Below are 12,316 nucleotides of genomic sequence, written 5' to 3' on the forward strand. Positions count from 1 at the left end.
TTTAAGGGCTAGCTGCAAAGTTGTAAGCCTTAAATAAAATTAATCTTCCTTCAACAGTGTTTGTATCGGATGTGGCCATAGTTGTCTACCTTTGCTAGACAATTAGACCTTGTTATTACTCTGAGGCAGCATCTTACTAACAAGCTACTAAATATTAGCGATAGCTTTTACTTTATTCGCGCCACGCAGCATCGCTTCAATAAGTTCATGAGCATCAAACTTGGTCAGTGCTTCATTAGCGCCAACTTGGTGAGCTTGGCTGACGCTAATCTCACTCGATAACGAAGTATGCAAGATGATATAGGCATCTGCGATAGCGGGGTTATTCTTAACTTCAAAGGCTAATTCGTAACCATCAAGACCTGGCATCTCAATATCACTCACTAAGATATCGATAGCATGGCCACTCTTCTCAGCCTGCTGCATAATAGCAAGAGCATGCTGACCATCTGCGGTCACTTGATAAGGGATATTAATACTATCTAACGCGTCCGAAAGTTGTTTACGCGCAACCATGGAATCGTCTACCAGTAATATATGCAATGGCTTAAGCTGTTCGCGTTGTACGTCAGTCAAAATAGCCCGAGTTGTTTCAGGGCTTGCAGGGAACACTTTTGACAGCAGCAGTTCAACATCCAATAGCTGAACTAATTTGTCATCGATTCGCGTTACACCAGTTAAGAATGCATTTTTACCTAAATTATTTGGCGGTGATTCAATATCTCGCCAATTACATTCGATGATTTTGTCAATTGAACGCACCAGAAAACCAATCACCATTCGCTGGCAATCGGTAATGATAATATAACTGTCTTTTAGTTCTTCATCCAACATTGGTCGATAACCAATTGCGGCGGCCATATCAACAACGGGAATAGTGGTTCCGCGTATTGTTGCCGCGCCCAATATAGTAGGGTGGGATTGAGGAATGACACTTAGCGGACTATAAGGAACCAACTCTCTAACTTTTAATGTTCCGAGCGCAAACAATTGAGTATACGACAGCTGAAACAATAATAATCCTTGGGACTGCGTTGCCTTACTTTTCATTATATTGTTGTCTCTTAATTACTTAAGTCATCCAGTTCAGCGCAAACAAACTTTACCCTAATCGTATCAAACTGACAATTAAAGCTGTGATTCGATGGGCAATAATGCGATGCAATCAACTAAGAATTTACGCCAAAGGCCTGCATCAGGCTCGCTATAGATCTCGCGTCCTTTTAGATCGTCATGCCAAATAAGCTCATCATCCTCAAGTGATAATCGGTAGGTATCTGCAGCTAAGCTCGTTTCAATACCCTCAACCACTCCACCTGCTAGTTTTTCATTGTGAATAATCAGCCCCATTTCGGTATTCAACCACGCCGAACGGGGGTCAAAGTTAAACGAGCCAACAAAGATTGAAGATCGGTCGATTATAAATGTTTTCGCATGCAAGCTACTCTTAGAACTACCAGTCCAACTGCTACTCTTTTTAATATTGAGGTTCGCTTTAACTTCAAATATACGTACACCAGCTTCTACAAGTCTTTCACGGTAAGTTCGATAACCGGCATGTACAGCAAGTACGTCTGTTGCAGCGAGACTGTTCGTTAACACTGTTACCTCAATACCACTTTTAACCACATCGATTAGGTTGCTAGTCCCCTCTCGAGTCGGGACAAAATAGGGTGATACGATCAAGACCTCTTTTTCAGCTTGAGATAAAAATGCCCCCAAATCCGCTAACATACTATCGGATTCAGATTGATGGTTTTGTTTGTCAGGCTGATCATAGATAAGTTTAGCATCCCCCCAAAACCACGGTAGAGAATGACTTTGCATCTTTTGAATTAAGTCACTGTCTAGAAGCCGCTTAATATAGGTGTTGCTTCGGTATTCAGCTTTAGCATTATCAACCACCGTCATTGCTTGTGCTAAGTCTTGTTTACTCACCTCATGCTTGGTTAGTGCATTAATGTTTACTGTCAGCGGTGCATTCCAATACAGGTCAAATTGATCTGACACCTCATCAACAGATTCCCCGATCGCCATCAAGTCAAAGTCACCAAAATCGACATCGGTATTATTTGAGAAATACTCATTACCAATGTTTCGACCACCAACAACGGTAATCGTATTATCAACCGTTAACGATTTATTGTGCATGCGGTGATTTAGTCGAGAAAAACTACTTAAAAAGGCAATGTTTCTAAAAGAACGTTCAAATGACGGATTATATAGGCGCACATCAATATTTCTGTGCTTAGCCAATAAAACTAAGGTGTCATCAGCCCCCTTTGTCGCCATGTCATCAAGCAGAATTCGAACTCTTACACCGCGATCAGCGGCATCCATCAGGTGCCACAGCAACAACCTACCGGTTTCATCAGCGCGATAAATATAATACTGCAGATCGATACTGTTTGAGGCGGCATTAACCAAAGCCAATCGTGCAATAAAAGCGTCTACACCATCCGTGAGAGGCACTACGCCAGTAAGGCTTGGGTTAGCCTGCAGATCGGAGGCTACATACTGTGAAAGGGAAGACTTGGGATCCACTGACAGCTTATATGTTGCTGTCTTTTCCGGGTATTGAGGAGTTGCTTGGCAGCCAACCAACAATGTAATGGCTGCCCATAGCATTAGTAACTTTACAGGAAAAGGAGTTAGCAATCCGATTGCTTTCATTGAATAACTTCTGTTTTTAACGAGTACCTATTCTTGTAACGCATAAAGCACATCAAATGCAAATTGATCCCAGCCATCTGCGCTAAATGCGATGTCGCGTATCGCCCTAATTTGACTGACTGCGTGCAATGGCGCTGCACCGTTATCCATCAAATAGTAAGCCATAATCAAGCCTGTTCTATCTTTACCAGAGCGACAATGAATTAAAACCGTTTTATTCTGTGCTTCACATTGGCGAATATAAGCCAATGCCTTAGGAACTTGCTCTACGCAATACTCAAGATCTCCCGCTTCAGGCGGCGCATTGCGCGAAAAAGGAATGCACTTGTATTCGATGCCTACTGAAGAAAAATCCTCATCTTCACAGGATTCACCATTATTAACTGAAAGAATGGCGTCAATGCCCTCCTCCTTCAATTCTGAAAGAACCCAAGCGTCTTTGTTGGGGCCACTGCGTCCTGCAATTTGTCCTTCTACTAACCAAAATAGGTGTTGCATACTTTTTCCTAATTAATCTTAGCGTTACACGAAGTAAAATTTACAATGGGTACTTATTTTTTAGCCCAAAGGTCAGCATTTGCCTTCGGTATTTTGTTACGGTGTTTTTTGCCAGTACCGGCGGGTTTTGCCATCGGTTTCTCGATACGTGATGGACAATCTTCAGGCGCTTCAGCATCGGCTTCAAAACCTGGGTGCTGTTCTCGTTCAAGTCTTAGCTTATTCTTTTTCTCGATCACTTTGAAATGTTGATACTCATCATGGGAGATAAGTGACAATGCTAAACCCGCTTCGCCAGCTCGTCCACTTCGACCAATACGGTGCATGTAGTCAGCAGGACTGCGCGGCAACTCATAGTTAATCACAATAGGTAGCTTTTCAATATCAATACCACGAGCGGCGATATCGGTTGCTATAAGCACCCGAATTTCACCACGTTTAAAGCCATCGAGCACTCGCGTTCTCGCCCCTTGGCCTTTGTCACTGTGGAAAATCTCTGCGGTTATACCGGCATTATCTAATTTTTGAGCAAGACGATTACAGGTATATTTTGCACTGGCAAATATCAAAATTTGCTGCCAGTCATTCTGTTTTATTAGCTCAACTAATAATGGCGTTTTACGATTACGGTTAACCGTAATAACACGCTGAACTAAGGTGTTTTCCTCTTCACTCTGAAGTTGAACTTCTACAGGGTTATTAAGCAGAGATTCGGTCAGTAATGACACTTCTTCTGGAAAGGTCGCCGAGAAAAGCAGTGTTTGTTTCTTAGCCGGCAATTTCTCTAGCAATGCCGTTAACTCATCGGTAAAGCCTAGGCTCAACATACGATCAGCTTCATCAAGTACAAGGCTGCTCACTTTATCTAGCTTAACAGCGTTACTTGACATCAAATCGAGCAGCCTTCCAGGCGTCGCCACTAAAATGTCCGCACCGCCGCGTAAGCTTTGCATTTGGCTGTTACTCGATACGCCGCCATACACTGCTAGTACTTTTAAATTTGGCTTTATATTTTGTGCATAACGCATAAAGCTGTCAGCAACTTGCTGTGCTAACTCTCGTGTCGGGACCAATACTAGACTCGAAACATAGTTACTTTGGCGAGTTTGTTTTGCAGATTTCGCAAGTAACTGAATGATAGGCAGAGCAAATGCTGCAGTTTTGCCCGATCCAGTTATAGCGCCGCCCAGCACATCTCTACCTGCTATGACTGCAGGGATAGTGCTCTGTTGAATTGCTGTTGGCGACTGATAAGCCAATGCATCAAGTGTTGCGAGCAATTCAGGGATTAGCCCTAAATCCGCAAAGCTTTTAAGCTGCGGTGCTTTTTCAACAGTGGTTAAAGTAGCTTGAGTTGCTGGATCTGGCTGAGTCATATTTACGGGCGCGACCTAATCAAAAATAAGGCCGATATTCTACGCTAATATCGAAGAAAAAGCTTACTTTTGATGTTAAATAACACTCATAACCCTGAAAATTTAGTCGTCATGTGAGCAGCCTTTTAGTTAAATAAGCAAAAGACCTTCTAGCTGCAACAACTTTTGTTTCAACGCTAAACCATAGGCATAACCTGTTAATGCGCCGTTTTTACCTATTACTCGGTGGCATGGCACAATTATCGCTATAGGATTCGCACCATTTGCAGTACCCACGGCTCTCACCGCTTTAGGTCGACCAATTTGTTCAGCAATATGCGCGTAACTACATGTACTGCCATAACCTAACTGGCTCAAGGCATACCATACTTGTTGTTGGAACTCTGTTCCTTGTGGTGCAAGGGCTACAGTAAACAACTGCCGCTCACCCGCCAGATATTCAAGCAACTCATTCTTAGCTTGTTTGAGGTGTGCCTCGGCGAGCAATATCGACTCATTTTCGTTTGAACCCTCAAGCAATACCTCTCTTGTTTGCCAACCGTCACCTGTTTGTGGCACAAAATTTAGATGACTGATCCCCGATGCATTGGCACAAAGCGAAATAATCCCCGCAGTTGTTTTAAAGTTAAGCTTGGCTAACGGTGCGAGTTTTTTCATGATAAATTCCACAACTGAAACGTTAAGTAACTTCCCCAAGGGCTGATAGTTTTGGCTATTTCTTTGGTTAGCGCAGTGTAATCTAATACGTCTATTTTCCCAGCATCTTGTTGGTACTGCTGATACAGAGACAACACTCGTTTTTTAACAACCAGATCACCACATAACAGTATATCTGGATGACTTGCGCCACGCATTTTTGCATAAGCGATGGTCCAGGGACCAATCCCCTTTATTGATAACCAATCATCAAGAGCATTATCTGGATGTTGATTTACGAACTCACCTAGGGCGTTAAGTGCAAGCTTTCTTGCACCTGGCATTTTTAATTCATCTAGACTGGCATTAGCCACGACCTCAGGGGTTGGAAATAACACGACCTCTTTATCACCGATAACGCGCCGCTCCCCGTAGGCGAGTACTAACTGATTGAGTAGTTTCGACGCTTGTATAATACTCACTTGTTGACCGAGTACGGCCCTGCAGCCAGCTTCAAAGGTTGACCAAGTTCCTGGTAGCCGTAAACCAGTGATCATCTGTGGCTTAAGCGGCGCTAATAATACCAAATCTTGCTCTATTGCCTGCATGTTGGCATTAAGGTCGAGGAGCCTTTTAATATTTCCGATAATAGCGCTAAGCTCAATCAACCCTTGTTCATTCTCCATAACAATATCGACAGTAAAGCTATTACGTGCCCGATTGTGATTGGCATCGAAGTAACCACTCACACCATTGAGGCTAAAACTGCGTCCATAATTGCATTCAGACTTCAGCCATTCCATATTGCTTACCGCTCTGACTTGGTAAAAGTCATGTTGCGCCTGCCATGCAAACGGTGGACGGTATGATAGTTCTACGGTTAATTTAATCGATGCTGCGGAGTTTACTTCTGATGTATCGCTTATTGATTTATCGGAAGATGTTGATTGAATATCAAGAGACACGGCCTGCTTTCTGAAAGTTGACGGTGTTAGTTTTAATACCTGTTTAAAAGCTTCATTGAAACGACGAATGCTGTTAAAACCAGCGGCCAATCCGACCTGGGTAATGGTTAACTCTGTCTGATGCAATAATTGTTTGGCAAACATTAGCTGCCGATATAGTGCATATTGTTTAATAGAGGTTCCAACGCCTTCATTAAACAGCTTTCGAAGATAGCGACTACTTACTCCGAGCCTTTCAGACAGCCGCTCGATACTGATAGCATCAGCCCCAGTTAATGCACCACCGTCAATGAGTTGTATCGCCCTTTCTAGGGTTGTTGCTATACCTTTCCAAGCATATGAGCCTGGCGCACTGTCAGGACGGCAGCGTAAACATGGTCTTAGACCTGCATTTGCCGCTTTTAATGGCGAATCAAAATAACGTACATTTTCCTCCTTCGGACTAACTGCTGGACAGATGCTACGACAATAAATACCTGTCGTTAGCACACCAGTAAAAAACTGGCCATCAAACCTAGCATCTCGAGCCAGTCTTGCTTTACGGCAAATATTGCTGTCAATTATACAATCATGGTTGACCATCTTGTTTCCGAAGAAGTAATTACGTTGAGTAAATATTACCATCTACCAGCTTTATAACTAGCGGAAAACGGTACTGAATATAAATACCAATTTCTTGCCCCTATTTATTCAATACCTTGTATGCTATCGCTATTGAGCAACATTTTCGCAACGAATAAACACAGAGACACTAAATGTTTAAAAGATTTGAATCTTGGGTAAACGCGTTACCAGCAGAAGAGCCAGAACAACCACCAAAAGGGATATATGCCTTTTGCCGACATTACACAAAAGGTTTTGAAGTTCCGCTGGTCATAATGTCTATTTTGACTGCGTTACTGGCTATTTTAGAGGTATCGCTATTTGGCTTTATGGGAGATTTGGTTGATCTTTTAATCAACAATGACCCTGATACCTTATTCGAAAAAGAGGGAATGAAACTGCTTGGAATGACAGTTTTAGTGTTGGTTGTTATTCCTGTGTTGGTCTTATTGCATGCATTGATTGTTTATCAGGGCTTGCTCGGCAACTACCCCATGTCTATTCGCTGGCTAGCTCATCGTTATTTACTTAAGCAAAGCGTATCTTTTTACCAAAATGACTTTGCTGGGAGAATTGCCACAAAAGTAATGCAAACCTCTCTCGCGGTAAGAGAAACAGTAACTAAGCTATTGGATGTATTAGTTTATATCTTGGTCTATTTCACCTCTATGGTCGTGATGATAGCAAAAGCCGATTTAAGGTTAATGTTACCAATGCTGGTTTGGCTACTGATCTACGTCGGTTTACAGGTGAGGTTTTTACCACAATTAAAAAAGGTATCAACTGAGCAAGCTGATGCGCGATCGAATATGACCGGACGTATCGTAGACAGTTATACCAATATCGCCACGGTCAAACTGTTCTCTCACACCCAAAAAGAAGCTGAGTATGCTAAAGGCAGTATGACCACCTTTCTCCATACTGTTTATCGGCAAATGCGGCTCGTCACCAAGATAAACGTAAGCGTACAAATCATTAACTACATTCTAGCGTTTAGTATCGCAGCGGTGTCAATTTGGCTATGGCGTGACAGCGCAATTAGTGTAGGAGCCATAGCTATTGCCATTAGCTTATCTCTGCGCCTTAACGGTATGTCGCAGTGGATAATGTGGGAGATAAGCTCTCTATTTGAAAATATAGGTACTGTCGCAGATGGAATGAATACATTATCGAAACCCACCGATATAACCGATATTGAAAATGCACCCGATCTTAAGGTCGAAAAAGGTGAAATCAATTTTGATAATGTGAGCTTTCACTACGGTGAGAACAGCGGCGTAATAGACGGACTCGATCTCAAAATTAAAGCTGGCGAAAAGGTGGGCCTGGTTGGTCGCTCAGGCGCTGGTAAATCTACTTTAGTAAATTTGTTGATGCGCTTTCATGATGTTGAATCAGGAAAGATACTCATTGACCAACAAAACGTCACCCAAGTCACACAGGATTCACTGCGCGCGCATATTGGTATGGTCACCCAAGATACCTCCCTACTCCACCGCTCTATTAGAGAAAATATCCTCTATGGCAATCCAGATGCTTCTGAAATTGAGTTAATAAGTGCAATTAAGAACTCACAAGCTTACGAGTTTATTCAAACTTTGACAGATCCCGATGGCAACATAGGACTTGATGCCCAAGTTGGTGAGCGCGGAGTTAAATTATCTGGCGGTCAGCGGCAACGAATAGCTATTGCTCGCGTTCTTCTTAAAAATGCACCGATTCTGTTACTCGACGAGGCAACATCCGCATTAGATTCTGAGGTAGAGGCTGCTATTCAAGAGAGTCTATACCAACTCATGGAAGGTAAAACAGTGATTGCGATTGCACATCGTTTATCCACCATTGCAGCGATGGATAGGCTCATAGTCATCGATGAGGGAAAAATTGTTGAGCAAGGAACTCACCAAGAGTTGATTAACGCAAGTGGCATATATGCTCAGCTATGGGCTCATCAAACTGGGGGCTTTCTTGGGATTGACTAATTAAGAATAACGTATAAAACAACAATCACTAACAAAGCCACCTTTAAGGTGGCTTTGTTTTATCCTTGCTTGAGACTTGAGACTTGAGACTTGAGACTATTATTACCAGCTCAGTGATAGATACAACCACGACCTAATAAAGTTACCTAGCTCCTATATCCATATAGTCTTGCATTTATGACATTCACAGTATCTGACCTCCATCAATGTAAGGAGTGTCTAAAGTATGTTGGAACATGCAAGATCATGTTGCGTAAAACGTGTGAAGAGCATCATGATTCTAAGTTTAAGCTGGTCAACGTAGCATTCGAGCCACTAAAACTCGCCAGCATGACGTGTTTTGGGCTTGCAGCTTCGACATTGAATCAATTAATAAGGAAATAACCATTATGTCATTCACTCTCTTTGAATTCGTTCGGAAAAACACTCTGGGTAGATCAACGTCTTAAACCAATTGGTATAAGCGAAAGCATGATGATGCCGTTGTCAGGGTGTGAACTATAGATACAAAAAAACCACCTTGCGGTGGTTTACAGTATTCATCAAAGTATTGATAAATATGGTGGAGCCTAGCGGGATCGAACCGCTGACCTCAACACTGCCAGTGTTGCGCTCTCCCAGCTGAGCTAAGGCCCCATTCTACGCAAACATCGTTAGCATAAAATAGAAAAATGGTATCCCCAAGGGGATTCGAACCCCTGTTACCGCCGTGAAAGGGCGGTGTCCTAGGCCTCTAGACGATGGGGACCCGGACTGCATTAGACTCTGCAAAGAGTGAATACTCATTAAACCCTGTAGGCTAAGGTTTAACGCTTGTTTAATCTCTCGACATTCATCAAGAAAAATAAATAGTGGTATCCCCAAGGGGATTCGAACCCCTGTTACCGCCGTGAAAGGGCGGTGTCCTAGGCCTCTAGACGATGGGGACCCGGACTGCATTAGACTCTGCAAAGAGTGAATACTCATTAAGTTCTGCAGGCTAAAACTTAACGCTTTCAATTAGTTAGATGGTGGAGCCTAGCGGGATCGAACCGCTGACCTCAACACTGCCAGTGTTGCGCTCTCCCAGCTGAGCTAAGGCCCCGCACTAACTAAATCACTTTCGAGTGCACTTTAAGCATTTGCCATCAGTGTCTCAACTGCGAGGCGCATTCTATGCAGCACACCCAAAAGTGTCAACTCGTTTTTTAGGAATTTATTCTATTTGCTACAAATTCAATCGCTTTGGAGATTCTTTGCTCACAACGAGCCTTTCCAACCAAGAATAAGGTCAAATCAACAGCAGGTGACATCCCTGCCCCAGTAACAGCAACGCGAAGAGGCATACCAACTTTACCCATACCAACTTCTAATTCACTGGCTGTGTCTTCAATCGCTTGATGTATTGACTCTACAGTCCACTCTTCAAGTTCAGACAATTTTGCTTGGATCAGTTTAAGTGGCTCCATTGCAACACCTCTAAGGTGTTTCTTGGCAGCTGTTTCGTCAAAGTCTGCAAAGTCTTCATAGAAATAGCGACTAGATGCGGCCAACTCTTTCAAGGTTTTTGCTCGCTCAGAAAGTGCAGTAACGACAGCTGATAACTGTGGTCCATTACTCATATCGATATTCTGATCATTCATGTGCCACTCTAAATGAGAAGCGACATATTCTGGATCCATCTCTTTAATATAATGCTGGTTCAACCAAACTAACTTCTCAGTATTAAAAGCTGAGGCTGCTTTGTTGATATCATCAAGCTTAAATAGTTGCTTCATTTCATCAATAGAGAAAACTTCTTGATCGCCATGAGACCAACCTAAGCGAACTAAATAGTTAAGCAATGCTTCCGGTAAATAACCATCATCGCGATACTGCATCACACCAACAGCACCATGACGCTTTGACAATTTAGCGCCATCGTCACCAAGAATCATCGCAACATGTGCATATTCGGGGATAGGAGCACCAAGAGCTTTCAGGATATTGATCTGACGTGGCGTGTTATTGATATGGTCTTCACCACGAACAACACAAGTAATGCCCATATCCCAGTCATCAACGACAACACAGAAGTTATAAGTAGGGGTACCTTCGGTACGGGCAATAATCAAATCATCCAGCATGTCATTTGATATTTCAATACGGCCACGTACATGATCATCAAATACAACACTGCCTTCTGTTGGATTTTTGAATCGAATAACAAAAGGTTCATCAGTATCGCGAGGCGCTTTATCACGACAGCAACCATCATACTTCTGCTGTTCACCTTTAGCAGCTTGCTCTTCACGCATAAGTTCAATACGTTCACGGCTGCAGTAACACTTATAAGCACTGCCCTGCTCTAACATTTGAGCAATGATTTCGTTATAACGATCGAAACGTTTAGTTTGGTAGTAAGGACCTTCATCCCATGTTAGACCTAACCATTCCATACCTTCTAGAATCGCAGCACAAGCCTCAGGGGTTGAACGCTCAATATCTGTATCTTCTACTCGTAATACAAATTCGCCTTGGTTTGCACGTGCATATAACCATGAATAAAGTGCTGTTCGAGCACCACCAACGTGCAAGAAACCAGTAGGGCTTGGTGCAAAACGCGTCTTAATTGTCATAATGGGACACTGACCTATATAGAAAGTCTAAATAATAGACTGTACCAATGAATGTGGCGCACATTCTAACAGCCAAAGCCCTCAGGTAAAATAGCCCTGCTACTATATGGCAAATTTTGTGCCCAAAATGATATTTACATCATAGCCGCTGCCATAAGCGGCAACGTTGCCAAACTCCAAGGCTAAATAAGGGGCGATTGATTGTTTCCCGATAATTGTTAGCTCACTTTCATGGCCATTATGATTAGGGTTGCTATCGCTAAAGAATATTTTCCGCAATAAACGAGGCATTAATGAGTTAGCCTAGATAGCGACCGTCTATCTGCTAGATTGATGCATAACGCTTAAGCTACTACTTCAACATTTAGTCAGCTTTTCACAATCCAGATAAATTTGGGTTTTCATTTATTGCAATAAAACCATTGTTTTTGTAAAGGACATAAACTTAACGAGACACCTATTGCCTGACAGATAGTGAAAAGCTCATCGCTAAGCTAACTCCATTCTTTATTTAGCAGCTAAATAAACTTCAGCTTCAAACCTTTTAGGTAATAATTTAATCGCTTAATGCAAAATATAGTGCAGTATGTGATTAACTATGCGTCAATACGTGCGAAATTGAACCGTACACCATCTTTTATCTAAAAAAGCGTTGACAGTAGATCGTTCCCCCCTATAATACGGCCCCACACAGCGAGGTCGATTAGCTCAGCTGGGAGAGCACCTCCCTTACAAGGAGGGGGTCACTGGTTCGAGCCCAGTATCGACCACCATTCTTTTTATAAAGAATTAAATCATTGTGTAAATCCCAGGTCGATTAGCTCAGCTGGGAGAGCACCTCCCTTACAAGGAGGGGGTCACTGGTTCGAGCCCAGTATCGACCACCATTCTTTTTGCAAAGAATTAAAACATTGTGAAATCCCAGGTCGATTAGCTCAGCTGGGAGAGCACCTCCCTTACAAGGAGGGGGTCACTGGTTCGAGCCC

General features: G+C 42.7%; 9 protein-coding genes and 6 tRNA genes. 3 read left to right on the forward strand and 12 right to left on the reverse strand.

The genetic code is table 11. The features are described 5' to 3' along the window. Nucleotides 1-147 precede the first annotated feature (147 nt). The 6 genes from K5R16_RS21500 to K5R16_RS21525 all read right to left on the reverse strand — a co-directional run bounded on the left by K5R16_RS21500 (nt 148) and on the right by K5R16_RS21525 (nt 6,772). Nucleotides 148-1,050, reverse strand: coding sequence for a chemotaxis protein (locus tag K5R16_RS21500; protein WP_220740403.1), 903 nt, complete (start codon nt 1,048-1,050; stop codon nt 148-150). 78 nt (nt 1,051-1,128) lie between these two features. Then, the gene (locus K5R16_RS21505) at nt 1,129-2,673 is read right to left on the reverse strand and encodes a phospholipase D family protein (protein WP_220740405.1); all 1,545 of its coding nucleotides are present in this window, start codon (nt 2,671-2,673) and stop codon (nt 1,129-1,131) included. Between the two features lie 27 nt (nt 2,674-2,700). Next, nucleotides 2,701-3,171: a dual specificity protein phosphatase family protein gene (locus tag K5R16_RS21510; protein ID WP_220740407.1), complete on the reverse strand. Its 471-nt coding sequence runs from the start codon at nt 3,169-3,171 to the stop codon at nt 2,701-2,703. A 53-nt stretch (nt 3,172-3,224) separates the two neighbouring features. Next, on the reverse strand, nt 3,225-4,547 hold the full coding sequence (locus K5R16_RS21515; RefSeq protein ID WP_220740409.1) for a DEAD/DEAH box helicase: 1,323 nt from the start codon (nt 4,545-4,547) through the stop codon (nt 3,225-3,227). Between the two features lie 129 nt (nt 4,548-4,676). After that, the gene (locus K5R16_RS21520) at nt 4,677-5,204 is read right to left on the reverse strand and encodes a methylated-DNA--[protein]-cysteine S-methyltransferase (protein WP_220740411.1); all 528 of its coding nucleotides are present in this window, start codon (nt 5,202-5,204) and stop codon (nt 4,677-4,679) included. After that, nucleotides 5,201-6,772, reverse strand: a complete 1,572-nt coding sequence (locus tag K5R16_RS21525) for a DNA-3-methyladenine glycosylase 2 family protein (protein ID WP_259649977.1) — start codon at nt 6,770-6,772, stop codon at nt 5,201-5,203. Before K5R16_RS21525 ends, K5R16_RS21520 begins: the two co-directional genes overlap by 4 nt. A gap of 131 nt (nt 6,773-6,903) precedes the next feature. Between K5R16_RS21525 and K5R16_RS21530 the strand changes: the two genes are divergently transcribed. Next, nucleotides 6,904-8,733 (forward strand): ABC transporter ATP-binding protein, encoded by a 1,830-nt coding sequence (locus K5R16_RS21530; protein WP_220740413.1) that lies wholly within the window; start codon nt 6,904-6,906, stop codon nt 8,731-8,733. Between the two features lie 560 nt (nt 8,734-9,293). Here K5R16_RS21530 and K5R16_RS21535 read toward each other — a convergent pair. From K5R16_RS21535 to K5R16_RS21560, 6 genes are all read right to left on the reverse strand, one after another. Further along, nucleotides 9,294-9,369, reverse strand: a tRNA-Ala gene (locus K5R16_RS21535). A gap of 36 nt (nt 9,370-9,405) precedes the next feature. Next, a tRNA-Glu gene (locus K5R16_RS21540) sits at nt 9,406-9,481 on the reverse strand. 104 nt (nt 9,482-9,585) lie between these two features. Continuing rightward, nucleotides 9,586-9,661, reverse strand: a tRNA-Glu gene (locus K5R16_RS21545). Between the two features lie 80 nt (nt 9,662-9,741). After that, a tRNA-Ala gene (locus K5R16_RS21550) sits at nt 9,742-9,817 on the reverse strand. 103 nt (nt 9,818-9,920) lie between these two features. Continuing rightward, nucleotides 9,921-11,330, reverse strand: a complete 1,410-nt coding sequence (gltX, locus tag K5R16_RS21555; protein ID WP_220740415.1) for a glutamate--tRNA ligase — start codon at nt 11,328-11,330, stop codon at nt 9,921-9,923. A gap of 102 nt (nt 11,331-11,432) precedes the next feature. Continuing rightward, nucleotides 11,433-11,621: a hypothetical protein gene (locus K5R16_RS21560; RefSeq protein WP_220740416.1), complete on the reverse strand. Its 189-nt coding sequence runs from the start codon at nt 11,619-11,621 to the stop codon at nt 11,433-11,435. Between the two features lie 406 nt (nt 11,622-12,027). On the opposite strand from K5R16_RS21560, the gene K5R16_RS21565 reads away from it, so the two are divergent. Then, nucleotides 12,028-12,103: transfer RNA gene (locus K5R16_RS21565), tRNA-Val, on the forward strand. Between the two features lie 38 nt (nt 12,104-12,141). Further along, a tRNA-Val gene (locus K5R16_RS21570) sits at nt 12,142-12,217 on the forward strand. The last annotated feature ends 99 nt before the right edge of the window (nt 12,218-12,316 follow it).

Source organism: Shewanella sp. c952 (assembly GCF_019654975.1).
Taxonomy (GTDB): Bacteria; Pseudomonadota; Gammaproteobacteria; order Enterobacterales; family Shewanellaceae; genus Shewanella.

Excerpts from the sequence above, each read along its gene's own strand:
- K5R16_RS21500 (WP_220740403.1), bottom strand. The coding sequence starts at position 1,050 with ATGAAAAGTAAGGCAACGCAGTCCCAAGGATTATTATTGTTTCAGCTG.
- K5R16_RS21505 (WP_220740405.1), bottom strand. The coding sequence starts at position 2,673 with ATGAAAGCAATCGGATTGCTAACTCCTTTTCCTGTAAAGTTACTAATG.
- K5R16_RS21510 (WP_220740407.1), bottom strand. The coding sequence starts at position 3,171 with ATGCAACACCTATTTTGGTTAGTAGAAGGACAAATTGCAGGACGCAGT.
- K5R16_RS21515 (WP_220740409.1), bottom strand. The coding sequence starts at position 4,547 with ATGACTCAGCCAGATCCAGCAACTCAAGCTACTTTAACCACTGTTGAA.
- K5R16_RS21520 (WP_220740411.1), bottom strand. The coding sequence starts at position 5,204 with ATGAAAAAACTCGCACCGTTAGCCAAGCTTAACTTTAAAACAACTGCG.
- K5R16_RS21525 (WP_259649977.1), bottom strand. The coding sequence starts at position 6,772 with ATGGTAATATTTACTCAACGTAATTACTTCTTCGGAAACAAGATGGTC.
- K5R16_RS21530 (WP_220740413.1), top strand. The coding sequence starts at position 6,904 with ATGTTTAAAAGATTTGAATCTTGGGTAAACGCGTTACCAGCAGAAGAG.
- gltX (WP_220740415.1), bottom strand. The coding sequence starts at position 11,330 with ATGACAATTAAGACGCGTTTTGCACCAAGCCCTACTGGTTTCTTGCAC.
- K5R16_RS21560 (WP_220740416.1), bottom strand. The coding sequence starts at position 11,621 with ATGCCTCGTTTATTGCGGAAAATATTCTTTAGCGATAGCAACCCTAAT.